Here is a 25487-nt window from a genome sequence, read left to right as displayed (position 1 = left end):
CAGATTTTTTCCCACGGCTGTGCCTTTTCTCCCTGGGGAGAGCGTCGGCTGACGTGGGAAAATTCTTCGTCATTCTTCGAGGCTGATACATGAACGACAAAACGCACGGTGAGGATCACGCCCACGAATCTGCTGATGAGGCGCTTCGCCATATCGTCGAGGGCTTCCGTCAATTCCGTCATGAGGTCTTCCCGCAGCAGGAAGAGCTGTTCAAGAAGCTGGCCCACGCGCAGAACCCGCGTGCCATGTTCATCACCTGCGCCGACTCGCGCATCGTTCCGGAGCTGATCACCCAGAGTTCGCCGGGCGACCTGTTCGTTACCCGCAACGTCGGCAACGTCGTGCCGCCTTACGGCCAGATGAACGGCGGCGTGTCCACCGCCATCGAGTTCGCGGTCATGGCCCTGGGCGTGCAGCACATCATCGTCTGCGGTCACTCCGACTGCGGCGCGATGAAAGCGGTGCTGGCGCCCCAGACGCTGGAAGGCATGCCGACGGTAAAAGCATGGCTGCGCCACGCCGAAGTGGCTCGCACCGTGGTCGCGCAGACCTGTGGCTGCGCCAGCCATGAGCACCTGGGCATCCTCACCGAGGAGAACGTGGTGGCCCAGCTGGATCACCTGAAGACTCACCCCTCGGTAGCGGCGCGCCTGGCGTCCGGCCAGCTGTTCATCCACGGCTGGGTGTACGACATCGAGACCAGCGCCATCAAGGCCTACGACGCCCAGGAAGGCCGCTTCCGCGCCCTCGACGGCGAAGGCCCGACGCCCAACGCCACTCCGCGCCCGCGTTACTCCCCTCAGTAAAAAGCTTCCAGGGGCGCGGCGGCCCTCAGAACAAACGCCGCGCCCCGCGTCTGACTTGATCCCTGCCTGAGGCGAGCGCCGCCACCGCGTTCGCCGCCCCGTTGAATTGCGCGTGTCGATGCGGTCGAGGCCGTCATCGTGGGCTTTCGCGTGCCCGAAAAATGCCCGAAGGAGAACAGCGCCATGTCGGCTTCCCACTCTGTTGCATCCGGATTTTCCCAACTGCGCCAAGCGCTGCCACGCGACCTGCTCGCGTCGGTGGTGGTCTTTCTCGTCGCCCTGCCGTTGTGCATGGGCATCGCCATCGCCTCGGGCATGCCGCCCGCCAAGGGGCTGGTGACGGGCATCATCGGCGGCCTCGTCGTCGGCTTTCTCGCCGGCTCGCCGCTGCAGGTCAGCGGCCCGGCGGCGGGCCTTGCGGTGCTGGTCTTCGAGCTGGTGCGCACCCACGGCATGGCCATGCTCGGGCCGATACTGCTGCTGGCCGGTGCGCTACAGCTGCTCGCGGGCCGGCTGCGCCTGGGCTGCTGGTTCCGCGTGACCTCGCCGGCCGTCGTGTATGGCATGCTCGCGGGTATCGGCATTCTCATCGTGCTGTCGCAGGTACATGTGATGCTGGACCTCAAGCCGCAGGCATCCGGGCTGGATAACCTGCTGGCTTTCCCGACGGCGCTGCTGTCCGAGGCGAGCGGGTTCGACGCGGCGATGCTCGGGCTGGGCACCATGGCCTGCATGGCGCTGTGGGACCGCTTCAAACCGAGCCGGCTGCGCATGCTACCCGGCGCGTTGCTTGGCGTGAGCCTGGCAACGGCGGCGAGCATGGTGTTTCACCTCGACGTACTGCGCGTGAACGTGCCGCAGAACCTCGGCGACGCCATCGACTGGCTGCGGCCCGCGGACCTTGGTGCGCTGCTCGATCCGACGCTGTTGCTGGCCGCCGTGGTGGTGGCCTTCATCGCCAGCGCCGAGACGCTGCTTTCCGCCGCCGCGGTGGACCGCATGCACAGCGGCCCGCGCTCGGACATGGACCGCGAACTGAGCGCCCAGGGCGTGGGCAACATGCTCTGCGGGCTGGTCGGCGCGCTGCCGATGACCGGGGTGATCGTGCGCAGCTCGGCCAACGTGCAGGCCGGCGCGCGCAGCCGCGCCTCGGCGATCCTCCACGGGCTGTGGCTGCTGGCGTTCGTCGCTCTGCTGGGCGGGCTGCTGCGGCAGATCCCCGTTGCAAGCCTCGCCGGCGTGCTGGTCTACACCGGCATCAAGCTGGTGGACCTCAATGCGCTGCGCTCACTGGGCCGCTACGGGCGGATGCCGGTGCTGGTCCATGCGGCCACCGCGCTGGCCATCGTCGCCACCGACCTGTTGACCGGCGTACTGCTGGGCTTCGCGCTGACAGTGCTGAAGCTGGTGTTCAAGGCCGCGCGGCTGAAGATCCAGCTGCGCTACGACGACGAGGGCAACGGTGCGGAACTGCGACTGGTCGGCGCGGCGACTTTCCTGAAGGTGCCGGCGCTGTCCAGGGTGTTGCAGTCGGTGAAGCCCGGAACGCACCTGCGTGTGCCGCTGCAGCACCTGAGCTACATCGACCACGCCTGCATGGAATTGCTGGAGGATTGGGGACGCACTGCCGCGGCCAGCGATTGCCGGCTCTGCATCGAAGGCAACGGCCTGCGGCGCCGCGTGGAAGGACGGGTGCGCGCGCTGCAAGGCGCGAGCTGACCCCTCAGTCGCGGCCCAGCTCCAGTTCGACGCCGAACTGCCGCGACAGGCATGGCCACTGCTGCCAGGCCATCACCACCTGCGGGTCGTTCAGGCGCGCGCGGTAGCTCTGCGCCGTGTCCGAGGCGAAGGTGCTTTCGTCGAGCATGCCGTCGACCGCGTGGTGCACGGCTTCATCCAACTGGTTGGCGAAGGGCTCGCCGATCAGCTGGTGCGCCACCAGGTTCGCCACCGTGGTGTCCAGCGGGATCAGCGGCTGGTTGAAGTGGGCGATGTAGCGGTCGTTCACTTCCTCCACCAGGCGATGGGCGAGGTAGGCCTCGTCCAGCAGCGCATCGAGTCCGTCATGGCCGTCGAGCAGGGCTGGCGGGGTGAGGAAGAATTGCTCGGCGAGTTTGAGCACCGGCTTGATGCGGTCCTCGATACCCGCCTCGCGGGCCACGGCGTTGGCCGCGTCGAGAAAATCCGGCACCTGTTCGATGTAGGCGTGAACGAAACGGGTCAGCGTACCGCTGGGGTCTTCACCGGCGAGCGCGATGCTCTTGTGCAGGCTCTGCAGTTGGCTCTGGATCAGGCGGGCGAGATGGCCGTGGCGGGACTCGAGCAGATGGGCATTACGGATCAGCTCACGCAGTGCAGCGGTATTCATGACAACTCCAAGACAACGGGTTTGGAACGTGAAGAAAGACCTTAGCCGGCGTCCGGCTGCAGCTAAGACGCGATTGTCATATTCATGAAGTGTTTATGCCGTCCAGGCATATCACACCGCCACCATGGTACTCCAAAGCCGCGCCGGCCGTGGCTTTGAGATCACTCTTCGGTCTTTAGAAACGGTTTTTTACTCTGCGTTGTTATGTCGCAAGCCGTGTCTATACTCCGACTCGACACACGAAAAACCTGATGGACCCGGCCTGCCCTGCGTGCGCCGAGGTAATGACGGTCAAAGTCAGTTGTCTTGGCGGTCGCTCCCTTGGCCGTTGGTGAGTTCAGGCTCGCAACCTCTCTGGAACGAGGGGTTGCAGCCGGGGCGCAATGCCGGCGGGATAAAAACAACGATAAGGGGAACCCGAATGCTGCGACATCCACGAGTCTGGATGGGCTTCCTTTTGCTCTTGGCTTTCAGTCAGGCAAACGCCGCCTGGACGGTCAACATGGCCCCCGGTGCGACGGAAGTCAGCCGTAATGTCTTCGACTTGCACATGACCATCTTCTGGATCTGCGTGGTCATCGGCATCATCGTGTTCGGCGCGATGTTCTGGTCGATGATCGTCCACCGCCGGTCCACCGGGCAGCAGCCCGCGCATTTCCACGAAAGCACCACGGTGGAAATCCTCTGGACCATCATTCCCTTCCTGATCCTGGTGGTGATGGCCGTCCCGGCCACCCGGACGCTGATCCACATGTACGACACCTCGGAGCCCGAGCTGGACGTGCAGGTCACCGGCTACCAGTGGAAGTGGCAGTACAAGTACCTGGGCCAGGACGTGGAGTTCTTCTCCAACCTGGCCACCAGCCAGGAGCAGATCCACAACAAGGCCGACAAGGACGAGCACTACCTGCTGGAGGTGGATAACCCGCTGGTGCTGCCGGCCGGGGTCAAGGTGCGCTTCCTGGTCACCTCCAGCGACGTGATCCACTCCTGGTGGGTGCCGGCCTTCGCGGTCAAGCGCGACGCCATTCCCGGCTTCGTCAACGAGGCCTGGACCAAGGTCGACAAGCCCGGCATCTACCGTGGCCAGTGCGCCGAGCTGTGCGGCAAGGACCACGGCTTCATGCCCATCGTGGTGGACGTCAAATCCAAGCCCGACTTCGACAAGTGGCTGGCCGAGCGCAAGGAAGAGGCCGCCAAGCTCAAGGAGCTGACCAGCAAGGAGTGGACGAAGGACGAGCTGGTCGCCCGTGGCGACAAGGTCTACCACACCATCTGCGCGGCCTGTCACCAGCCCGAGGGCCAGGGCATGCCGCCGATGTTCCCGGCGCTCAAGGGCTCGAAGATCGTCACCGGGCCCAAGGAGCACCATCTGGAGACCGTGTTCAACGGGGTCCAGGGCACGGCCATGGCGGCCTTCGGCAAGCAGCTCTCGGAGGTCGACATCGCTGCGGTGATCACCTACGAGCGCAACGCCTGGGGCAACAACGACGGCGACATGGTGACCCCGCAAGAAGTGGTCGCCTACAAGCAGAAGCAAAAATAAGGAGGCCGCGATGAGTGCTGTGATCGATCACCCCGACCATTCTCACGCCGGCGACCACCACCACGGCCCCGCCAAGGGTCTGATGCGCTGGGTCCTGACCACCAACCACAAGGACATTGGCACGCTTTATCTGTGGTTCGCCTTCTGCGCCTTCCTGCTCGGCGGCTCCTTCGCCATGGTGATCCGCGCCGAACTGTTCCAGCCGGGCCTGCAGATCGTGGAGCCGGCGTTCTTCAACCAGATGACCACCATGCACGGCCTGGTGATGGTCTTCGGTGCAGTGATGCCGGCCTTCGTCGGCCTGGCCAACTGGATGGTGCCGCTGATGATCGGCGCGCCGGACATGGCCCTGCCACGCATGAACAACTTCAGCTTCTGGTTGCTGCCGGCGGCCTTCGCGCTGCTGGTGAGCACCCTGTTCATGCCCGGCGGCGGCCCGAACTTCGGCTGGACCTTCTACGCGCCGCTCTCCACCACCTTCGCGCCGCACAGCGTGACCTTCTTCATCTTCGCCATCCACCTGATGGGCATGAGTTCGATCATGGGCGCGATCAACGTGATCGCCACCATCCTCAACCTGCGCGCCCCGGGCATGACGCTGATGAAGATGCCGCTGTTCGTCTGGACCTGGCTGATCACCGCCTTCCTGCTGATCGCCGTGATGCCGGTGCTGGCGGGTTGCGTGACCATGATGCTGATGGATATCCACTTCGGTACCAGCTTCTTCAGCGCGGCCGGCGGCGGCGACCCGGTGCTGTTCCAGCACGTGTTCTGGTTCTTCGGCCACCCCGAGGTGTACATCATGATCCTGCCGGCCTTCGGCGCCGTCAGCTCGATCATCCCGGCCTTCAGCCGCAAGCCGCTGTTCGGCTACACCTCGATGGTCTACGCCACCGCATCGATCGCCTTCCTCTCCTTCATCGTCTGGGCGCACCACATGTTCGTGGTCGGCATCCCGCTGGTGGGCGAGCTGTTCTTCATGTACGCGACCATGCTGATCGCCGTGCCCACCGGGGTGAAGGTGTTCAACTGGGCGTCGACCATGTGGCAGGGCTCGCTGACCTTCGAGGCGCCGATGCTGTTCGCCGTGGCCTTCGTCATCCTGTTCACCATCGGCGGCTTCTCCGGCCTGATGCTGGCCATCGCCCCGGCGGACTTCCAGTACCAGGACACCTACTTCGTGGTGGCGCACTTCCACTACGTGCTGGTGCCAGGGGCGATCTTCGGCATCTTCGCCTCGGTGTACTACTGGATTCCCAAGTGGACCGGGCACATGTACGACGAGAGTCTCGCCAAGCTGCACTTCTGGATGAGCTTCATCGGCATGAACCTGGCGTTCTTCCCGATGCACTTCGTGGGCCTGGCGGGCATGCCGCGACGGATTCCGGACTACAACCTGCAGTTCGCCGACTTCAACATGGTCTCGTCCATCGGCGCCTTCATGTTCGGCACCACGCAGCTGCTGTTCCTGTTCATCGTCATCAAGTGCATCAAGGGCGGCAAGCCGGCCCCGGCCAAGCCATGGGATGGCGCCGAAGGCCTGGAGTGGACGATTCCTTCGCCCGCGCCGTACCACACCTTCAGCACGCCTCCGGAAGTGAAGTAAGGGCTTACCTGCAGGAGCGCGCTTGCTCGCGAACCGGCCTCCCCCAGAGGCCATGGCTTCAAGTGGTTCGCGAGCAAGCTCGCTCCTACAGAGGAGGAATCCCATGAGCGACGGCAACATCGAAACGCGCAAGCTGGTGACCCGGCTGGTCATTGCCGTGGTCGCCATGTTCGCCTTCGGCTTCGCCCTGGTGCCGCTGTACGACGTGATGTGCAAGGCGCTGGGCATCAACGGCAAGACCTCCGGCAGTGCCTACCGGGACGACGGCCAGGTGGTCGATCAGTCGCGCGAGGTGAAGATCCAGTTCGTCGCCAACAACAACATCGACATGGTCTGGGAATTCCACCCCGAGGCCGAGCAACTGGTGGTGCATCCGGGCGCGGTGAACCAGATGCTGTTCGTCGCCCGCAACCCCACCGACAAGCCGATGACCGCCCAGGCGATCCCGAGCATCGCGCCGTCGGTAGCGGCCACCTATTTCCACAAGACCGAATGCTTCTGCTTCACCCAGCAGGTCCTGCAGCCGGGCGAGCGCATCGAAATGCCGGTGCGCTTCATCGTCGACCGCGACCTGCCCAAGGATGTGCGTCACCTGACGCTGGCTTACACGCTGTTCGACATCACTGCCCGCAAGCCGCCCGTGGCCAGTAACGAGCGCTGAAAGGAACAGGAGAACAAGAACGATGACCACCCACGATCCCTATTACGTCCCCGCGCAGAGCAAGTGGCCGATCATCGCCACCATCGGCATGCTGGTGACGATGTTCGGCGTCGGCACCTGGATGAACGACATGAGTGCCGGCCATGAGAAGTCCCACGGCCCGTGGATCTTCTTCGCCGGCGGACTGATCCTGGCCTACATGCTGTTCGGCTGGTTCGGCAACGTCATCAAGGAAAGCCGTGGCGGGTTGTACAGCCCGCAGATGGACCGCTCGTTCCGCTGGGGCATGAGCTGGTTCATCTTCTCCGAGGTGATGTTCTTCGCCGCCTTCTTCGGCGCGCTGTTCTACGTGCGCCACTTCGTCAACCCGTGGCTGGGCGGCGAAGGCCACCACGGCATCTCGCACATGCTCTGGCCGCAGTTCGAGCAGGGCTGGCCGCAGCTGAGCAACCCGGACAACAAGCTGTTCCCGCCGCCCAAGGAAGTGATCGATCCGTGGAAGCTGCCGCTGATCAACACCCTGCTGCTGGTCAGCTCCAGCTTTACCGTGACCTTCGCCCACCACGCGCTGAAGAAGAACCATCGCGCCCCGCTGAAGCTGTGGCTGGCGCTGACCATCGCGCTGGGCGCCTGCTTCCTGGTGCTGCAGGCCTACGAGTATCACGAGGCCTACAGCGAACTGGGCCTGACCCTGGGCTCGGGCATCTACGGCGCGACCTTCTTCATGCTCACCGGCTTCCACGGCGCCCACGTGACCATCGGCGCGATCATGCTGACCATCATGCTGATCCGCATCCTGCGCGGGCACTTCGACGCCGAACACCACTTCGGTTTCGAAGCGGCCAGCTGGTACTGGCACTTCGTCGACGTGGTGTGGGTCGGGCTGTTCACCTTCGTTTACGTGCTGTGAGGCGGGAGAAATTGCAGGACCTGTAGGAGCGAGCTTGCTCGCGAACCGCCCAACACTGGGGCATCAGAAAAAAAAGCGTTCGCGAGCAAGCTCGAAAAGCAATGCGGAATCAGAAATGCCAGGGAGCGGGGCTGCTCAGTTGACCGCTGTAGAAGCCCCAGGCGATGAGTGCGACGGTCAGGGCGGCGAGGATCACACGAACGGTCAGGGCGTTGACCACGCGCGAACCGTGCCCTTCGTCCTTGACCAGAAAGAACAGACCACTGAACAGACTGACGACGGTCGCCAGCAACAACAGGACGATCGCAGCTTTGAGCATTACCGGCCTCCTGTCCGCGGGGGACTGGGGTTAAGGGGGATGTCTTGCAGTATAGCCAGCACGCTACTCCGCACCGTTCGAGCCGCGTGGCGCAGGCCTTCCGGCCCGGCCTTGCGCCGACGCTGGTGGTGCTCGCGCTGCTGCCGGTGCTGCTCGGCCTGGGCTGCTGGCAGCTCTCGCGCGCCGCCGAAAAGCGCACCCTGCTCACCGCCGCCGAAACCCAGCGCCAGCAGGACCCGATCTCCGCCGCCGAACTCGAACGCCTGCCACCGCGCAGCTATGTGCGGGTGCGCCTGCAGGGGCAGCTCGACGCCGAACACACCGTCCTCCTGGACAACCGCACCCGCGACGGCCGCGCCGGCGTCGAGGTGCTGCAACCCTTCTATGACCGGGCCGGCCACCAGTGGCTGCTGATCAATCGCGGCTGGACCGCCTGGCCGGATCGCCGCGTGCCGCCGCGAATCGACACGCCCGACCACGACCTGCTGCTGGACGCCTGGACCTACCTGCCGCCGCCCGCCACGCCAACCGCGCCGGTCGCCGGCTGGCCGCGCCTGGTCACCCAGGTGGACGCCCCTGCCCTGTGGGACCAGCTCGGCCGCCAAGGGCTGCCGCTGGAAATCCGCCTGGAACCGGGCGACGCCGCCCTCGACACCGACTGGCCGATCGTCGCCATGCCACCGGAGCGCCACGTCGGCTATGCCGTGCAATGGTTCGCCCTGGCGTTCGCACTGACCGGCCTTTACCTCTACCTCGGCATCCGTCGCGCACGGGAGACTTCCAACCATGACCGCCATGACTCTGCCTGACGCCACCGCCCGCCGCCGCGGACGCGTGCAACTGCTACTGATCCTCGGCATGGTGCTGGGACCAATGCTGCTCGCCACCGCCATGTACAAGCTGCAATTCTGGGTGCCGGAAGGCCGCAGCTACCACGGCGACCTGATCGCCACCGGGCAGACCCCGGCCGACCTCGGCGTGCAGGACGACAAGGCCAGCGACCAGTGGCAACTGCTGGTCACCGCGCCGGAAACCTGCGCCAGCGACTGCCAGCAACTGGTCTACCTGGCTCGCCAGATCAACATCGGCCTGGGCCGCGAAGCCAGCCGCGCCGAACATGTGCTGGCCTTTGCCAAGCCATTGCCGGCCGAGTTCACCAGCCTGCTCGACAAGGACTACCCGCGCCTGCAACGCCTGGGCCTGACGCCGACCCAGCACACCGGCGCCCAGCCGCAACTGTGGATCGTCGACCCCCACGGCAACCTGGTGCTGCGCTATGACGCCGGGACCGACGGCAAGTCGATCCTCAAGGACCTGCAGCTGCTGCTGAAGCTGTCCAACATCGGTTGATGCTCTTTTGATCGGGAATCGCCAGCCCCACGACAACAACAAGATCGGGAGCGACGCATGATCCAGGCAACACGCAAACCCGCCTTCTACGTCGCCGTCCTGGCGACGGCCCTGGCCTTCGTGGTGATCCTGCTGGGCGCCTATACCCGCCTGACCCACGCCGGCCTCGGCTGCCCGGACTGGCCCGGCTGCTATGGCTTCGTCCATGTGCCGACCAGCGAGGCGCAGCTGGCCCACGCCGAGATGCGTTTCCCGGACGCTCCGGTGGAGGCGCAGAAGGGCTGGAACGAAATGATCCACCGCTACTTCGCCGGCAGCCTGGGCCTGCTGATCCTCGGCCTGGCCATCCACGCGCTGGTCCGGCGCGGCCGTGACGGCCAGCCGCTGCGCCTACCGCTGCTGCTGCTCGGCGTGGTGATCGCCCAGGCCGCGTTCGGCATGTGGACGGTCACGCTCAAGCTCTGGCCGCAGGTGGTCACCGCGCACCTGCTGGGCGGTTTCACCACGCTGTCGCTGCTGTTCCTGCTGAGCCTGCGCCTGTCCGGCGCGTTCGCGCCTCTGCAACTGCCCTCGCGCCTGCGCGCCCTCGCCGCCTTCGCCCTGCTGCTGGTGATCGGGCAGATTGCCCTCGGCGGCTGGGTCAGCAGCAACTACGCGGCGGTGGCCTGCGTCGACCTGCCGATGTGCCACGGCCAGTGGTGGCCGGACATGGACTTCGCCAACGGCTTCCACCTCACCCAGCACATCGGCCCGAACTACCTGGGCGGCCAGCTCGACAGCGACGCGCGCACGGCAATCCACATGACCCACCGCATGGGCGCGCTGTGCGTAACGGCGGTGCTCCTGCTGCTGGCCTGGAATCTCCAGCGCCACGGGCTGATCGGCATCACCGCGCTGATGCTGCTGGGGCTGTCGATCCAGATCGGCCTGGGCATCAGCAACGTGCTACTGCACCTGCCGCTGCCGGTGGCGGTGACCCACAACGGCGGCGGCGCCTTCCTGCTGCTGATGCTGGTGCTGGTGAACTACCGGGTGCGCGCACCCGCAGCGAAACGCGTCGAGTTGCCCGCCAGCAGCCCGATCACCCTGGACGCCCTGGAGCGCCCGGTGGCCTATCCCTCTCAAGGTTGAAATTGCACGGTTGAGCACGACGGCCGGCCGGCGCCACGGTGCGCCGGCCCCGATCCACCAGACGGAGAAATGACCATGGCCAGCGTCATCAGCACATCCAGCCACGCCAGCTGGCGCGACCTGCTCGAACTGACCAAGCCCAAGGTGGTGTTGCTCATGCTGATCACCTCGCTGATCGGCATGCTGCTCGCCACCAAGGCCGGCGTGTCCTGGCAGGTGCTGGTATTCGGCAACCTCGGCATCGGCCTGTGCGCCGGCGGCGCGGCGGCGGTGAACCACGTGGTGGACCGGCGCATCGACTCGATCATGGCGCGCACCCACAAGCGCCCGCTGGCCGAGGGCCGTGTGTCGCCGCCCCTCGCGCTGGGCTTCGCCATGCTGCTGTCAGTGGCGGGGATGGCAGTGCTGCTGGTGTTCACCAACGCCCTCACCGCCTGGCTGACGCTGGCCTCTCTGCTGGGCTACGCGGCGCTCTACACCGGCTTTCTCAAGCGCGCCACGCCGCAGAACATCGTCATCGGCGGCCTCGCCGGCGCCGCCCCGCCGCTGCTGGGCTGGGTGGCGGTGACCGGGCAGGTGTCCGCCGAACCGCTGCTGCTGGTGCTGATCATCTTCGCCTGGACGCCGCCGCACTTCTGGGCGCTGTGCCTGCACCGCAAGGACGAGTACGCCAAGGCCGACATTCCGATGCTGCCGGTGACCCACGGCGAGCACTACACCAAGCTGCACATCCTGCTCTACACCCTGGTGCTGTTCGCGGTGACGCTGATGCCCTTCGTCATCCACATGGCCGGGCTGGTCTACCTGCTCGCCGCGCTGGCCCTGGGCGCGCGCTTCCTCGACTGGGCCTGGGCGCTCTATTGCGGCAGTCGGCCCCATGCGGCGATCAAGACCTTCAAGTACTCTATCGCCTACCTTTTCCTGCTGTTCATCGCGCTGCTGGTGGACCACTACCTGCCGCTGCACCTGAACTATTGAGGCCGGTTCGCGAGCAAGCTCGCTCCTACAATTCTGGACTCCCCTGTAGGAGCGAGCTTGCTCGCGAACATCGCCGCGTCCATGCCAAGGGTATGAACAGCAGCTCAAAGCCCAGACGTCCCGACCCACGAGAACCCCATGTCCCGAGTCAACAAGACCGTCTTCATCCTCGTCGCCATCGTCGCCCTGATCCTCGGCCTCACCATCCACAAGGTGCTCACCCAGCGCCACCAGCTCGATCCGACGGTGCTGCTCGACGCCGGCATCGTGATCCTGCCGCAGACCCGCAACGTCCCCGACCTGACCTTCACCGACCAGGACGGCCAGCCGTTCCAGACCGCCAACCTGAAGGACAAGTGGTCCCTGCTGTTCTTCGGCTACACCTTCTGCCCGGACGTCTGCCCCACCACCCTGGCGCAACTGCGCGAACTGCAGACCAAGCTGCCGCCGGAAGTGGCGAAGAACCTGCAGGTGGTGTTCGTCAGCGTCGACCCGCACCGCGATAGCGCGCCGCGCATCAAGGAATACCTCGGCTTCTTCAACGCCGGCTTCCAGGGCATCACCGGCTCCGAAGAGAACGTGCAGAAGCTGGCCAACGCCATGAGCATCCCCTACATCCCGGCAGACACCAGCAAGCCCAACTACACCGTCGACCACAGCGGCAACCTGGTGATCATCGGCCCGGACGGCACCCAGCACGGCTTCATCCGCGCCCCGCTGCACAACGACAAGCTCGCGGCCCAGCTGCCCAGCGTGATCAGCGCGAACAACTGATCCCCCGCGACACCATGTCTCACCCCCAACGGCCACCCGACAACGGTGGCCGTTGTTTTTTCTGTGTCATTCCCGCCCCGGCAGGACAACCGCGAACTTTCTGCTAAACCTCTTCCTTAGGCTCTGATCCGGCGCAATGCGCGGATTTGAAGCCTCGCGCAGGGTTTTCTGACCCCGTAGTCAATGTAAAAAATCTGCTACAGGAAATCAGACATCAGTAATGACTCATACTCCATATTAGAAACATTAATTAACACCTATGCCTGAGCCTGTTGCAGGATTACCGGGCCTTTCGGTGGGTATGGGGAGCCTCTGATGGGTGGTCATTCACGGCGAGGATGACGTTTCCGTCTGGTCACAATAGGCAATTAGGCTAAACGCCAAGGCACACGCGGCCTCGGCGGCGACCGGAAAACCATTGGTCGAAACGTGACTTGTAGTTATCGCTGCGTACCACTCCAGAACTTCTTGAAGCCCTCCAGGCTAGATTGCACAATGCCGCGGCCACCGGGTCACCCGCCCGGCCACTAAAACAAGAAAAGACCGTTGCCAGTTCGATAACCCGGGTCACCAACGTAGTAGCCCGGACAATCCCAGGATCACGCAGGAGATTTGCGAGTGCAGATCGGTGTACCCCTCGAGACCCAAGCCGGTGAGACGCGGGTCGCAGCAACGCCGGAGACGGTCAAGAAACTGATCGGGCAAGGCCATCAGGTCGTCATTCAGAGCGGTGCGGGCGTCAGCGCCAGCCAGCCGGATGCCGCTTACGAAGCCGTTGGTGCGAAGATCGGCACTGCCGCCGATGCCTTCGGTGCAGAGCTTGTGCTGAAGGTTGTCGCGCCCAGCGAAAGCGAGCTGGCGCAGATGAAGCCGGGTACCGTGCTGATCGGCATGCTCAACCCCTTCAACAACGAGAACATCGCCCGCATGGCCGAACGCGGCGTCACCGCCTTCGCCCTCGAGGCCGCGCCCCGTACTTCCCGCGCGCAGAGCCTGGACGTGCTCTCCTCCCAGGCCAACATCGCCGGCTACAAGGCCGTGATGCTCGCTGCCAACCACTACCCGCGCTTCATGCCCATGCTGATGACCGCCGCCGGCACCGTTAAGGCCGCCCGCGTGCTGATCCTCGGCGCCGGCGTTGCCGGCCTGCAGGCCATCGCCACGGCCAAGCGCCTGGGCGCGGTGATCGAGGCGTCGGACGTACGCCCGGCGGTGAAGGAGCAGATCGAATCCCTGGGCGCCAAGTTCGTCGACGTGCCGTACGAGACCGACGAAGAGCGCGAGTGCGCCGAAGGCGTTGGCGGCTATGCCCGTCCGATGCCGGCTTCGTGGATGGAGCGCCAGGCCAAGGCCGTGCACGAGCGCGCCAAGCAGTCGGACATCGTCATCACCACCGCACTGATTCCGGGCCGCAAGGCGCCGACCCTGCTGCACGAGGCGACCGTCGCCGAGATGAAGCCGGGCTCGGTGGTCATCGACCTCGCGGCGTCCCAGGGCGGCAACTGCCCGCTGACTGAAGCCGACCAGGTCGTGGTCAAGCACGGCGTGACCATCGTCGGCCTGAGCAACCTGGCCGCGCTGGTGCCGGCGGACGCCTCCGCACTCTACGCACGCAACCTGCTCGACTTCCTCAAGCTCACCCTGACCGCCGAAGGCTTCACGGTGAACCTGGAAGACGACATCGTCGCCGCGTGCCTGATGTGCCGTGACGGCCAGATCGTGCGCAAGAACGGCTGAAGCGCCACGCCCTTCTTATATAAGAACGCGCCGGACCCCGCGTCCGGCCCTGAAGACCGGTGAGAAACTATGGAAGACATGCTGATCTCCCACGGCATCTACAACCTGATCATCTTCGTGCTGGCGATCTACGTCGGCTACCACGTGGTCTGGAACGTCACCCCTGCCCTGCACACCCCGCTGATGGCCGTGACCAACGCCATCTCGGCGATCGTGATCGTCGGCGCCATGCTGGCCGCCGCCCTGACCGTCACCCCGCTGGGCAAGGCCATGGGCACCCTGGCCGTGGCCCTGGCTGCAGTGAATGTGTTCGGTGGCTTCCTGGTCACCCGCCGCATGCTGGAAATGTTCAAGAAGAAAGCGCCGAAGGCGGAGAAGCACTGACATGAGCATGAACCTCGTCACCCTCCTCTACCTCATCGCCTCGGTCTGCTTCATCCAGGCGCTCAAGGGCCTTTCGCACCCGACCTCGTCGCGCCGCGGCAACCTGTTCGGCATGGTCGGCATGGCCATCGCGGTGCTCACCACCGTGGCCCTGGTGTTCAAGATCAGCAGTGAGATCGCCACCACCGGCATCGTCTACGTGATCGTCGGCCTGCTGATCGGCGGCACCGCCGGTTCGATCATGGCCAAGCGCGTCGAGATGACCAAGATGCCGGAACTGGTCGCCTTCATGCACAGCATGATCGGTCTGGCCGCCGTGTTCATCGCCATCGCCGCCGTGGTCGAGCCGCAGTCCCTGGGCATCGTGCAGAACCTGGGCGACACCATCCCGTCCGGTAACCGCCTGGAACTGTTCCTCGGCGCGGCCATCGGCGCCATCACCTTCTCCGGTTCGGTGATCGCCTTCGGCAAGCTGTCGGGCAAGTACAAGTTCCGCCTGTTCCAGGGCGCCCCGGTGCAGTTCACCGGCCAGCACATGCTCAACCTGGTGCTGGGCCTGACCACCCTGGGCCTGGGCCTGCTGTTCATGTTCACCGGTAACCTGACCGCCTTCGTCGTGATGCTGGCCCTGGCCTTCATCCTCGGCGTGCTGATCATCATCCCGATCGGCGGCGCGGACATGCCGGTAGTCGTGTCGATGCTGAACTCCTACTCCGGCTGGGCCGCGGCAGGTATCGGCTTCTCGCTGAACAACTCGATGCTGATCATCGCCGGCTCCCTGGTAGGTTCCTCGGGCGCGATCCTCTCCTACATCATGTGCAAGGCGATGAACCGCTCGTTCTTCAACGTCATCCTCGGTGGCTTCGGCGCCGAAGCGGACGCTGGCGGCCCGGCCGGTGCCAAGGAAGCCCGCCCGGTGAAATCCGGGTCGTCCGACGATGCCTCGTTCCTGCTGACCAACGCCGACACCGTGATCATCGTTCCCGGCTACGGCCTGGCGGTGGCCCGTGCCCAGCACGCGCTGATGGAACTGGCGGAGAAGCTGACCCACCGCGGCGTCAACGTGAAGTTCGCCATCCACCCGGTTGCCGGCCGTATGCCAGGCCACATGAACGTCCTGCTGGCCGAGGCCGAAGTGCCTTACGAGCAGGTGTTCGAGATGGAAGACATCAACTCCGAGTTCGGCCAGACCGACGTGGTGCTGGTCCTGGGCGCCAACGACGTGGTGAACCCGGCCGCGAAGAACGATCCGAAGTCGCCGATCGCCGGCATGCCGATCCTCGAGGCCTACAAAGCCAAGACCGTGATCGTCAACAAGCGCTCGATGGCCAGCGGCTACGCCGGCCTGGACAACGAACTGTTCTATCTGGACAAGACCATGATGGTCTTCGGCGACGCCAAGAAAGTCATCGAAGACATGGTCAAGGCCGTCGACTAAGACGACCGCAGGTCCCAAGACACCGGCCTCGCGCCGGTGTCTTGCTTTCGGGCAATGGGAAATCTGGTGGACTTTGGTAGTAAGAAGGCGACCGGCCGGGCGATTTTTCGACCTTGGTATAAGAGCCAAAAATCGCCGAGTCCCTAGACTGGCGGCCTCGCACTTCCTACTGCCCGAGGTTTTCCCATGTTCCGTGATCGCGTGCGTATGTCCTCCCTGCTGGACAAGGTGATGACTGCCGACCAGGCCGCGGCCCTTATCAAGGACGGCATGACCGTCGGCATGAGCGGTTTCACCCGCGCCGGCGAAGCCAAGGCCGTACCCAAGGCCCTCGCCGAGCGCGCCAAGCAGGAGCCGCTGCGCATCAGCCTGATGACCGGCGCCAGCCTGGGCAACGACCTCGACAAGCAGCTCACCGAAGCCGGCGTGCTGGCCCGTCGCATGCCCTTCCAGGTCGACAGCACCCTGCGCAAGGCGATCAACGCCGGCGAGGTGATGTTCATCGACCAGCACCTGTCCGAAACCGTCGAACAGCTGCGCAACCACCAGCTCAAGCTGCCGGACATCGCCGTCATCGAAGCCGTCGCCATTACCGAGGAAGGCCACATCGTGCCGACCACCTCCGTGGGCAACTCGGCCAGCTTCGCGATTTTCGCCAAGCAGGTGATCGTCGAGATCAATGTCGCGCACAACACCAACCTGGAAGGCCTGCACGACATCTACATCCCGACCTACCGCCCGACCCGCACGCCGATCCCGCTCACTCGCGTGGACGACCGCATCGGCAGCACCGCCATCCCGATTCCGGCGGAAAAGATCGTGGCCATCGTCGTCAACGACCAGGCGGACTCCCCGTCCACCGTGCTGCCGCCGGACGACGAGACCCAGGGCATCGCCAACCATCTGATCGACTTCTTCAAGCGCGAAGTGGAAGCCGGCCGCATGAGCAACAGCCTCGGACCGCTGCAGGCCGGCATTGGCAGCATCGCCAACGCCGTGATGTGCGGCCTGATCGAGTCGCCCTTCGAGAACCTGACCATGTACTCCGAAGTACTGCAGGACTCGACCTTCGACCTGATCGACGCCGGCAAGCTGCGCTTCGCCTCGGGCAGCTCCATCACCCTGTCCACGCGCCGCAACGCCGACGTGTTCGGTAACCTGGAGCGCTACAAGGACAAGCTGGTGCTGCGTCCGCAGGAGATCTCCAACCACCCTGAAGTGGTCCGTCGCCTGGGCATCATCGGCATCAACACCGCGCTGGAGTTCGACATCTACGGCAACGTGAACTCCACCCACGTGGGCGGCACCAGGATGATGAACGGCATCGGCGGCTCGGGCGACTTCGCCCGCAACGCGCACCTGGCCATCTTCGTCACCAAGTCCATCGCCAAGGGCGGCAATATCTCCAGCGTGGTGCCGATGGTCAGCCACGTCGACCACACCGAGCACGACGTGGACATCCTCGTCACCGAAGTGGGCCTGGCCGACCTGCGTGGCCTGGCACCGCGCGAGCGCGCCCGGGTGATCATCGACAACTGTGTGCACCCGTCCTACCGCGACGCCCTGAACAGTTACTTCGAAGCCGCCTGCGAGCGCGGCGGCCATACCCCGCACATCCTGCGCGAGGCCCTGGAGTGGCACATCAATCTGGAAGAACGCGGCCACATGCTGGCGGCGAGCTGATCCGGAGCCTTTTGCGGGCCATTCAGCAATGAATGGCCCGCAAGGGTTTACAGCCGAAAAAAAACCACGTAAAAACACTCCTGAACAGATTTTTATCCCGCTTCAACTGTTCAGCTCTCCCCGCCGCCACCCCGGTCGGCACCCTCGAAATACCTCAGACGCCTATCAATTGCGCACCAGAATGGAGCGCAACGGTACAGTTCGTCCCGAAAAACACCATTACAGTTCAAAATAACAATCGCCTGACCAGCTGCAATACAGTGCAACTGTACCTGTCGTCCCTGACCAAAAAGTCAGATCATATGCTCAATCAATTCAGCAACTGACTACTCGCCACAAGCGAGAAGGATGACCACCATGGAACGTACCCTCGGTTCCGCAGCTCTGAGCACCACCCGTAGCACCTCCAGCGCCCACCGTGGCCTTGTCGGCACCGTTCGCCTGTGGCAGCGCCGCATGGAAAGCCGCCGTCAGCTGGCCCGCCTGGACTCCCGCCTGCTGGCCGACGCCGGCATCAGCGAAGCCCAGCGTTACGCCGAACTGAACAAGCCGTTCTGGCGCTGATTCAACAGTACAACTGAGCCACTCTCTCCAGGCTCGCCGTAACTGTACTGGTAAGTATGTTGCCCCGGCCGTTCAGCCAGAACGGCCTTCGGGCAGCAGAATCCCCCTCTCCGCTTTTTCGTCCAGCAGATTGCGATACAGATCTGCCCAGACCCGCCCCATAGCATCCGCGGTGAATAGCTCGCGATAGCGAACTTCCGCCTGCCGCCCCATCTCAGCCGCCGCCTGCGGATTCTCCCAGCACCAGCGCATTGCCTGTCGGAACGCCTGCGGATCGCTCGGTGGCACCACCAGCCCGGTCAGACCATGAGCATTGATGAAGCTCGTGCCAGTGCCGATCTCGCTGGAAATCATCGGCTTGCCATACATCGCCCCTTCGAGCAGGGAGATACCGAAGGCCTCCGAGCGCAGGTGCGAGGGGAATACGATCGCGCGTGACAGCTGCAACAGGGCGACCTTGTCTTCCTCGCTGACACGGCCGACGAAGCGGACGTGCGACTCGACGCCGAGCGCCGCGGCCTGCGCCTTGAGCTGCTGCTCCAGCGGGCCGGCCCCGACGATCACCACGGGATAGCCGGTGCCCTTCACCGCCTCAAGGAGGATGTGCAGCCCCTTGTAGTAGCGCATCACACCGACGAACAGGAAGAACTGTTCCCCTACCGCCCGCCGCCAGCGCTCGACGCACTCCGCAGCGGGGGTGGGATAGGCCTGCTTGTCCAGGCCGTAGGGGATGACTTGCGCCTTGTGCGGGTAACGGCGCAGCACATCGCTCGATTTCAGATAGTTGGGCGACGCGGCGACGATCCGGTCAGCACTGTTCAGGAAGCGATGCATGAGCGGCTGGTACAGTTTGAACAGATGCTTCTGGCGGACGATATCGGAGTGATAGGTGACCACGGTCGGTTTGCGCACGCCCGACAGCAGGTGCACCACGTCCATGAACGGCCAAGGGAAGTGGAAGTTGATGATGTCCGCTTCGGCCGCCAACCTGCGGAACTGCGGTACGACGCTGTAGGAGAAGCCGGTGGAGGCCAGTTGCAGATCGAGGCGCGCCCGGAACACCCGATGACCGTCGACCATCACCTCGGCCGGATCGGGACTGGCGCTCAGGGTCAGCACCTGGTTCTCGATGCCATGACTGTGCCCCGTGCGGCAGAGCTGGTTGATCACCTGCTCGATGCCACCGACCGAGTCCGGCAGGTAGGTCTTGAAGAAATGTAGTACGCGCATTCAGCCTCCCACAGCCTTTCGGTAGGCTTCGCTGGTTATCCGGGCGCAGCGTTGCCAACTGAACTCCTGTGCCCTTTCCAGCCCAAGTTCGCGGCAACGTTGCCCGAGAGAAGAGTCGTCCACCAGTTCCTGGATAGCGGCACACATCTCCTGCGGATCGTGGGCGTCGACGTAAATACCTGCCGCACCTGCGACCTCCGGTAACGATGAACTGCGCGTGAGCAGTACCGGCACGCCACTGGCCATCGCTTCCAGCACTGGCAGGCCAAAGCCTTCGTAGAGCGAGGGGAAGAGCAGTGCTTTTGCTCCGGCCAGTAGCTCCGCCAACACGTCGTCGCGCTGATAGCCCAGCACCTTGGCCCAGCCCCCCTTCACCGCGGCATCCAGCGTCCCATCCAGCCCCTCGCTGCGCCAGCCTGGCATTCCGACTATCACCAATGGCAGACGCGTGCGCAGCGCCGCCGGCAACAACGCATGGGCCCGCAGCGCCAGCTGAAGGTTCTTGCGCGGCTCCAATGTGCCGACGCAGATCAGATAGCGCCCCGCTGACAAACCGAACGACGCCAGCGCGCTCGCCAGTTCCTCATCCGTGCGTGGGCGAAAGCGCGTTGCGTAGCCAAGAGGCGCCACCACCACGCGCTCCGCGGGCAGGGCAAAGTGACGACGAACCTCGCTGGCCACATGCTCTGAGTCAGTCAACACGCACTGCGCCCGCTCGACGCCACTGCCGACATGTCGCTCGATTTCGGCCAGGCGATCAGCCGGCTGAGTGTGCGGGTAATGCACATGGGTCAGATCGTGCAGGGTCATGACCATGGGCCCGTCGAACTCAAGCGGCCACAGGCTGGGCTCGTGGTAAAGGTCAATTGAGCGCTGGCGCAACCCACGGTCGAAGCTGCCCTGCTCCAGCCAACGGCGGATGCGGTAAGCGCCTGGCACCCGCTTGGCCAGCGCAACGCGACGCGAGTAACCGGGCATCGGTGCGGGCGGCAGATCGACCGCCCAATGACGGCCGAGGAACAGCTGCAGACTGACTCCCGCCTGTCCCTGCAACGCCTGGGTTAGGGACGACACATACTGGCCGATACCGGTTCTCGGCGCCTGGAGGATGCGGGCGTTAAACGCAATCTGCATCGGCATGTTCGAGAACGGGAAAACCGGATCGACGACGCTCAACGTCAACCATGATTCGATCCAACAGTTGATGGCTTGCCTCGCGCCAACCGATCCACTGCCATTGAGTCGGGTCGGCGAAGGCGGGGAAGCGACCGCTGGTTTCAAACTCCTCAATCAGGCAAGCCAGGGCGTCCGGTGAGTCAAGGTCGAAGTAAGCCATGTAGTCTCGCCCAATCTCGCGAAACACCGGAATATCGCTGGCCATGACCGGCAGCGAGCGCTGCATTGCCTCCACCAACGGCAGGCCGAAGCCTTCCGCGTGCGAGGGGAAGACCAGCGCGCGAGCCCGCGCGTAGGCATACTCCAAGCCCCTGTCGTTTAGCTGGTTGAACATGAACAGTCGTTTGCCCAGCTCTGGATGTCGGTGTATATCGCCGATCAGACTTTCGCTTTTCCAGCCGATCTTGCCGATTATGCACAGTCGCGCATTCGAACCTCGCGCCCAAAGCCGGGCAAAGGCGTCCAGCAGATACTGATGGTTCTTTCGCGGCTCGATGGTGCTGACCATCAGATAGACCGGGGCGGTGTCCTCGAAGACCTTCATCAGCTTGGGGTCCAGCACGCTGTCGCGGCGACTCAGGTCCAGCTCCGAGCCCAGGTAGAAGTAGTCGAAGAGACGCTTATCGGCCTCTTCCGGCCCAAGACGGCGCACTACTTCCTCACGCACTTCATCGCGCACGGTCTGCGAGATGGCCATGAAACCATCGGCCGTGTTGGCGACCCAGCCGAACCAGCGGTCGAACACCTTGGTCAACCCAGCATCGCAGAACTGCGAGTGAGTCAGCGGAATCAGGTCATAGATGACCGAGATGATGATCACGCCCTGTCGCTTCAGCTTGTCCGCGAGGGAATAGAAATCTACGTGCCAGGAGGAGTCGAGCATCAGGAACACATCGCCTGGCGCCGTCTCCAGATCGATACTGCGTTGCCGGGTAAGCCCCAGACGCCGCTCCAGCCACAGCAGGAGGCGAATCGGAGCCGTCAGGCTGAGCCCCGCGATGCGCCAGGTCCAAAACAGCGCCTGGCGCGCGCGACTGTCATCGCGTATCCGCAATAGCGAGGCCACTCGGGCGTACAGCCCCCAGAAGCGCAGCCGAGCATGGTCAAATCGATGGATCCAGCGGCGAATGCCGCTGGGTTCTTCGCTCCTGCCACTGGGAATCAGCTCAAGCACACGCTTGAGTTGGCCATCCTGCATGACAACGGGAATGCATTCCACCTTGCCCCGCGGGCCTCCCAGGTGCTGGATGACGTTGCGCACCACGCGCTGGATGCCGGAATTAAGGTCGGGGTGCTCGTAGACATAGGTGCATTCGATCAGCAGACGCGTCATGACAGACTCCTGCTCAGGGCCGCAGCTTGCGGGTGTCCCTCTCGTTCCACGGACAGCTGCGCTCCCAGCCAGGAGTAGCCAATGAAGTTTTCGCGGGTACTGTTGATGACATGGAAGATCATGGCGCAGTCACGCCATTCGTAATTGCCATCCAGGTGAGAATCGAATCGGGAAAGGCTCAGCGATACCGAGTAATTGCCCTGCCCCAGCCGCATCGGAAACGCGTAGCGATAGACCACCAGTTCGCCGGCGACCAGGTTTTCCTGCTCCATCTGCAGGCGGTGCGAGTTGATGCCGTACATCGCCTGGCCAAGGCGATCCTTGAGCATAAAGCCCAACACCAGCCGGTCGATGTCCCTTTTCACACGGATGCCTACTTCGAGCACGACTGGACGGCCGACCTCTACAACGTCAAGCTCTTCACCGTTAGATCCAAGAATGCGCACAAACTCGGTTTCCGCCTCGCCCGTGCCGGAGATGGTGCGGGTCTTGCCATTCTCAAGCATCTCCTGGCGCGCCATCTGGTTAAGACCATTTCCCATCCGGGCATGGTAATAATCCATAACCATCTCCGGATCACCCTGCATTACCATTCGGCCGAACTCCAGCAGCACCGCACGATCGCAGATCGACTGGATCGCATAACGGTCGTGAGAAACGATCAGCAATGTGGTTCCGGCCTGCCGGAAGCTGCGGATGCGCTCGAAGCTCTTGTGCTGGAAGTAGGCGTCCCCCACCGACAGAGCTTCGTCGACTATCAGTACGTCGGGCCGACGAGCCGTGGCCACGCTAAACGCCAGGCGCATCTGCATACCACTGGAGTAGGTGCGCACCGGACGATCGATAGCATCACCGATCTCCGCGAAATCCTCGATGGCGGGCATCAGTTCTTCGATCTCATCACGTTGCAGGCCGAGCAACTGCGACGCCATATACACGTTCTGGCGGCCGGTAAAGTCATGATGAAACCCCATCCCCAGCTCCAGCAACGCAGAAACCAGGCCACCCACGCTGCAGGAACCACTGGTGGGTATCGTGGTGCCGGTAATGATCTTCAGCAGAGTGCTCTTACCGGCGCCATTGGAGCCGACGATACCGACCGCCTCTCCGGGACGCACATCCAGACTGATGTCCTGCAGAACCCAATTCTGCTGGTGCCGCGCCGCGCCCCCGGGAATCAGCCATTCTGCAAGGCGTGACCAACGCGTGGGGTATTGCCGGTAGGCCTTGCCCAGATTTTCGATGCGTATATGTCCCATCAGAGTTCATCCACCATCTCGCCGGATCGCGCGCGGAAGAGGGCCAGCGCCATCATGCAGAGCACGCCGCTGACAATGAGGAGTGGCAGTAGACTCGACCACTGCGGCCAGCGGCCATAGAGGAAAAGATTCTGATAGGCCTCAATGAGCGCGCTCAATGGGTTGAGCTGCACGAACCGGCGGATCTGCTCGGGCAGGATGCTCAGCGGGTAGACGATAGGGGTGAACCAGAACCAGAACTGCAAGGCGATACCGAAGATCTGGCCGACATCCCGGAAGAACACGTTGAGCAACCCGAGCAGCATGCCCAGGCCAATCGCGAACAGCAGCTGCAACGCCACCAGCATCGGGAACGCCAGCAGCGCGACGCCGGGAAGACGACCGGTGATGAGCAGGAAGCCGCAGAACAGGCCGAAGATAATGGCGAAATTGACCAGTGAGCTGCAGGCACTGACCACCGGCAGGCAGATGCGCGGGAAGCTGAGTTTCTTCAGTAGATTGGCGTTGTCCAGGAACATCGTCAGACAACGCGAAACCACCTCGGAGAACAGCCCCCAGGTAAGCAGACCGGAGCACAGGAACACACTGTAGGCGAGCTTGTCGTCAACGCCAGGAAGGCGCGCCCGCATTACCTCCGAAAAGATCACCGTGTAGACCACGATCATTGCCAGGGGGTTGAGCACCGTCCAGGCAGCCCCCAGCAATGACCCCCGATAACGCGACTCGAACTCCCTGCGCACACTGCCGAAGATAAAGCCTCGATAGTGCCAGACACCTTTCAACATGCTCAGCGACATCAAACGATCCTGCCGTAGATATCCTCGAAGCGGACGATATCGTCCTCGCCCAGATACTCACCGCTCTGCACCTCGATCATCACCAGATCGATCACGCCTGGGTTCTCCAGGCGATGACGGTGCCCCGCGGGGATGTAGGTCGATTCGTTGCTGTTCACCAGCCGTACGGATTCGCCGTTGGTGACCTTGGCCATGCCCTGTACCACCACCCAGTGCTCACTGCGGTGATGGTGCATCTGCAGCGATAACGCAGCTCCGGACTTGACCACGATGCGCTTGATCTTGAAGCGCGAACCTTCCTCGAGAACGGTGTAGGTGCCCCAGGGACGGCTTACCGTGCGGTGCAGGCGATACGCCTCGTTCTCGCTGTCCTTGAGCTGCTTGACGACCTTGCGAACGTCCTGCACCCGATCCGCGCGCGCCACCAGGATGGCATCGGCGGTCTCGACCACGATCAGACCCTCGACGCCCACGGTGGCGATCAGGCGCCCCTCGCTCTGCACGTAGTTGTCTCGGCTGTCGACGAAGATCGCGTTGCCGGCCGCACGATTGTTGTCGGCGTCCGCGTCCACCAGCGTACTCATGGCGGTCCAGGAGCCGATGTCGCTCCAGTCGAAGGTCGCGGGTACGACGGCAACACGATCGGAGCGCTCCATCAGCGCATAGTCGATGGAGATGTCTTCCAGATTACAGAAATGCTCGTGTGGCAGCTCCTGCTGGACTACATTGCCCATCTCCTCCGGCTGGCTCGCCAGTTGGCAGTCGATGGCCAGCGCCAGCATCTGCGGCGCATGCTTTTCCAGCTCGCTGATGAAGGTGCCGACGGTGAAGCAGAACATTCCCGAATTCCAGAGGAAGGTGCCGGCCTGGAGGAACTGTCTGGCGGTATCCAGATCGGGCTTTTCGACGAAGCGTTTCACCGTGCTGCCGCCCTTGGCGTCCAGCGCGTCTCCGGTCTCGATGTAGCCGAAACCGGTCTCCGGCGTGGTGGGGACTACACCGAAGGTCACCAGTCGCCCCTGTGCAGCCAGTTCGACCGCGTGTTCCACGGCGTTGGCGAACGTCTCGACATCGCGGATCAGATGATCCGCCGGCATCACCACCATGGTCACGTCATCGCCGTACATGGCACGCAACGCCAGGGCCGCGACCGTGATGGCGGGTGCCGTATTGCGCCCAGTCGGCTCGAGAATGAAGTGGCCGCGCTGGCGCAGTCTGGCGGCCTGGAAATGGTCCTTGCTCTGGAAGTAGTAGTCGCGGTTGGTCACCGTGACGATGCTGCCGTCGCCCCCCAGCAGGCCGGCCGCACGCCGATAGGTCTTGTTGAGCAGGGACTGCCCATCGGGCATTGCCATGAAGGGTTTCGGCTGACCTTCGCGGGATACCGGCCACAGCCGTGTGCCGGCGCCGCCGGAGAGAATGACGGGAATGAGCATG

At 63.8% G+C, this 25487-nt stretch carries 25 protein-coding genes; 17 read left to right on the top strand and 8 right to left on the bottom strand.

Going from position 1 to position 25487, the window contains the following annotated elements:
* Positions 1 to 89 precede the first annotated feature (89 nt).
* Positions 90 to 806 carry a carbonic anhydrase gene (locus ACAW63_RS05430; protein WP_275609557.1) on the top strand — a complete coding sequence of 239 codons (717 nt, stop codon included), beginning with the start codon at positions 90 to 92 and terminating at the stop codon, positions 804 to 806.
* 183 nt (positions 807 to 989) lie between these two features.
* Positions 990 to 2525, top strand: coding sequence for a SulP family inorganic anion transporter (locus ACAW63_RS05425; protein ID WP_371232205.1), 1536 nt, complete (start codon positions 990 to 992; stop codon positions 2523 to 2525).
* A 4-nt stretch (positions 2526 to 2529) separates the two neighbouring features.
* Here the strand turns inward: ACAW63_RS05425 and ACAW63_RS05420 are convergent, their stop codons facing one another.
* Positions 2530 to 3174, bottom strand: a complete 645-nt coding sequence (locus ACAW63_RS05420) for a hypothetical protein (protein ID WP_275609555.1) — start codon at positions 3172 to 3174, stop codon at positions 2530 to 2532.
* Between the two features lie 421 nt (positions 3175 to 3595).
* Between ACAW63_RS05420 and coxB the strand changes: the two genes are divergently transcribed.
* The 4 genes from coxB (at position 3596) to ACAW63_RS05400 (ending at position 7897) form a co-directional block, all read left to right on the top strand.
* Positions 3596 to 4720 (top strand): cytochrome c oxidase subunit II, encoded by a 1125-nt coding sequence (coxB, locus tag ACAW63_RS05415; protein ID WP_371232203.1) that lies wholly within the window; start codon positions 3596 to 3598, stop codon positions 4718 to 4720.
* A gap of 10 nt (positions 4721 to 4730) precedes the next feature.
* Positions 4731 to 6326 carry a cytochrome c oxidase subunit I gene (gene ctaD, locus ACAW63_RS05410; protein WP_371232201.1) on the top strand — a complete coding sequence of 532 codons (1596 nt, stop codon included), beginning with the start codon at positions 4731 to 4733 and terminating at the stop codon, positions 6324 to 6326.
* 103 nt (positions 6327 to 6429) lie between these two features.
* On the top strand, positions 6430 to 6987 hold the full coding sequence (locus ACAW63_RS05405) for a cytochrome c oxidase assembly protein (RefSeq protein WP_371232199.1): 558 nt from the start codon (positions 6430 to 6432) through the stop codon (positions 6985 to 6987).
* Between the two features lie 22 nt (positions 6988 to 7009).
* Positions 7010 to 7897, top strand: a complete 888-nt coding sequence (locus ACAW63_RS05400) for a cytochrome c oxidase subunit 3 (RefSeq protein ID WP_371232197.1) — start codon at positions 7010 to 7012, stop codon at positions 7895 to 7897.
* A gap of 109 nt (positions 7898 to 8006) precedes the next feature.
* Here the strand turns inward: ACAW63_RS05400 and ACAW63_RS05395 are convergent, their stop codons facing one another.
* Positions 8007 to 8216: a twin transmembrane helix small protein gene (locus tag ACAW63_RS05395; RefSeq protein ID WP_371232195.1), complete on the bottom strand. Its 210-nt coding sequence runs from the start codon at positions 8214 to 8216 to the stop codon at positions 8007 to 8009.
* 44 nt (positions 8217 to 8260) lie between these two features.
* On the opposite strand from ACAW63_RS05395, the gene ACAW63_RS05390 reads away from it, so the two are divergent.
* From ACAW63_RS05390 to ACAW63_RS05340, 11 genes are all read left to right on the top strand, one after another.
* Positions 8261 to 9025 carry an SURF1 family protein gene (locus ACAW63_RS05390; RefSeq protein WP_371232193.1) on the top strand — a complete coding sequence of 255 codons (765 nt, stop codon included), beginning with the start codon at positions 8261 to 8263 and terminating at the stop codon, positions 9023 to 9025.
* On the top strand, positions 9003 to 9566 hold the full coding sequence (locus ACAW63_RS05385; RefSeq protein ID WP_371232192.1) for a hypothetical protein: 564 nt from the start codon (positions 9003 to 9005) through the stop codon (positions 9564 to 9566). Before ACAW63_RS05390 ends, ACAW63_RS05385 begins: the two co-directional genes overlap by 23 nt.
* A gap of 57 nt (positions 9567 to 9623) precedes the next feature.
* Positions 9624 to 10697: a heme A synthase gene (locus tag ACAW63_RS05380; protein ID WP_371232190.1), complete on the top strand. Its 1074-nt coding sequence runs from the start codon at positions 9624 to 9626 to the stop codon at positions 10695 to 10697.
* Positions 10698 to 10772: 75 nt separating this feature from the next.
* Positions 10773 to 11675: a heme o synthase gene (cyoE, locus tag ACAW63_RS05375; RefSeq protein ID WP_275609546.1), complete on the top strand. Its 903-nt coding sequence runs from the start codon at positions 10773 to 10775 to the stop codon at positions 11673 to 11675.
* 138 nt (positions 11676 to 11813) lie between these two features.
* Entirely contained in the window at positions 11814 to 12449 is a 636-nt protein-coding gene (locus ACAW63_RS05370) for an SCO family protein (protein ID WP_371232187.1), read from the top strand.
* Between the two features lie 618 nt (positions 12450 to 13067).
* A complete protein-coding gene (locus ACAW63_RS05365) occupies positions 13068 to 14186 on the top strand; it encodes a Re/Si-specific NAD(P)(+) transhydrogenase subunit alpha (RefSeq protein ID WP_370600420.1) in 1119 nt (372 codons plus the stop codon).
* Between the two features lie 69 nt (positions 14187 to 14255).
* The gene (locus ACAW63_RS05360) at positions 14256 to 14570 is read left to right on the top strand and encodes an NAD(P) transhydrogenase subunit alpha (protein WP_015474896.1); all 315 of its coding nucleotides are present in this window, start codon (positions 14256 to 14258) and stop codon (positions 14568 to 14570) included.
* Between the two features lies 1 nt (position 14571).
* Entirely contained in the window at positions 14572 to 16008 is a 1437-nt protein-coding gene (locus ACAW63_RS05355; RefSeq protein WP_371232185.1) for an NAD(P)(+) transhydrogenase (Re/Si-specific) subunit beta, read from the top strand.
* Between the two features lie 186 nt (positions 16009 to 16194).
* Positions 16195 to 17691, top strand: a complete 1497-nt coding sequence (locus ACAW63_RS05350; RefSeq protein ID WP_371232183.1) for an acetyl-CoA hydrolase/transferase family protein — start codon at positions 16195 to 16197, stop codon at positions 17689 to 17691.
* 32 nt (positions 17692 to 17723) lie between these two features.
* A complete protein-coding gene (locus ACAW63_RS05345) occupies positions 17724 to 18017 on the top strand; it encodes a hypothetical protein (protein WP_371232182.1) in 294 nt (97 codons plus the stop codon).
* 31 nt (positions 18018 to 18048) lie between these two features.
* Positions 18049 to 18255 carry a DUF1127 domain-containing protein gene (locus ACAW63_RS05340; protein WP_015474893.1) on the top strand — a complete coding sequence of 69 codons (207 nt, stop codon included), beginning with the start codon at positions 18049 to 18051 and terminating at the stop codon, positions 18253 to 18255.
* A gap of 72 nt (positions 18256 to 18327) precedes the next feature.
* Here the strand turns inward: ACAW63_RS05340 and ACAW63_RS05335 are convergent, their stop codons facing one another.
* The 6 genes from ACAW63_RS05335 to ACAW63_RS05310 are packed head-to-tail and all read right to left on the bottom strand — an operon-like array spanning position 18328 to position 25486.
* The gene (locus ACAW63_RS05335; RefSeq protein WP_371232179.1) at positions 18328 to 19485 is read right to left on the bottom strand and encodes a glycosyltransferase family 4 protein; all 1158 of its coding nucleotides are present in this window, start codon (positions 19483 to 19485) and stop codon (positions 18328 to 18330) included.
* Positions 19486 to 20619 (bottom strand): glycosyltransferase family 4 protein, encoded by a 1134-nt coding sequence (locus ACAW63_RS05330; protein WP_371234579.1) that lies wholly within the window; start codon positions 20617 to 20619, stop codon positions 19486 to 19488.
* Positions 20603 to 21994, bottom strand: coding sequence for a glycosyltransferase family 4 protein (locus ACAW63_RS05325; protein WP_371232177.1), 1392 nt, complete (start codon positions 21992 to 21994; stop codon positions 20603 to 20605). The genes ACAW63_RS05330 and ACAW63_RS05325 overlap by 17 nt, the downstream gene beginning before the upstream one ends.
* A complete protein-coding gene (locus ACAW63_RS05320) occupies positions 21991 to 23253 on the bottom strand; it encodes an ABC transporter ATP-binding protein (RefSeq protein WP_371232175.1) in 1263 nt (420 codons plus the stop codon). Before ACAW63_RS05320 ends, ACAW63_RS05325 begins: the two co-directional genes overlap by 4 nt.
* On the bottom strand, positions 23253 to 24050 hold the full coding sequence (locus tag ACAW63_RS05315) for an ABC transporter permease (protein ID WP_371232173.1): 798 nt from the start codon (positions 24048 to 24050) through the stop codon (positions 23253 to 23255). The genes ACAW63_RS05320 and ACAW63_RS05315 overlap by 1 nt, the downstream gene beginning before the upstream one ends.
* On the bottom strand, positions 24050 to 25486 hold the full coding sequence (locus ACAW63_RS05310) for a mannose-1-phosphate guanylyltransferase/mannose-6-phosphate isomerase (RefSeq protein WP_371232171.1): 1437 nt from the start codon (positions 25484 to 25486) through the stop codon (positions 24050 to 24052). Before ACAW63_RS05310 ends, ACAW63_RS05315 begins: the two co-directional genes overlap by 1 nt.
* Position 25487 lies beyond the last annotated feature (1 nt).

Origin of the sequence: Pseudomonas sp. QE6 (assembly GCF_041379005.1) — a bacterium.
Classification (GTDB): Bacteria; Pseudomonadota; Gammaproteobacteria; order Pseudomonadales; family Pseudomonadaceae; genus Pseudomonas.
The sequence above is the reverse complement of the archived record's forward strand: the minus strand, read 5'-3'. Positions and strand labels throughout refer to the sequence as shown.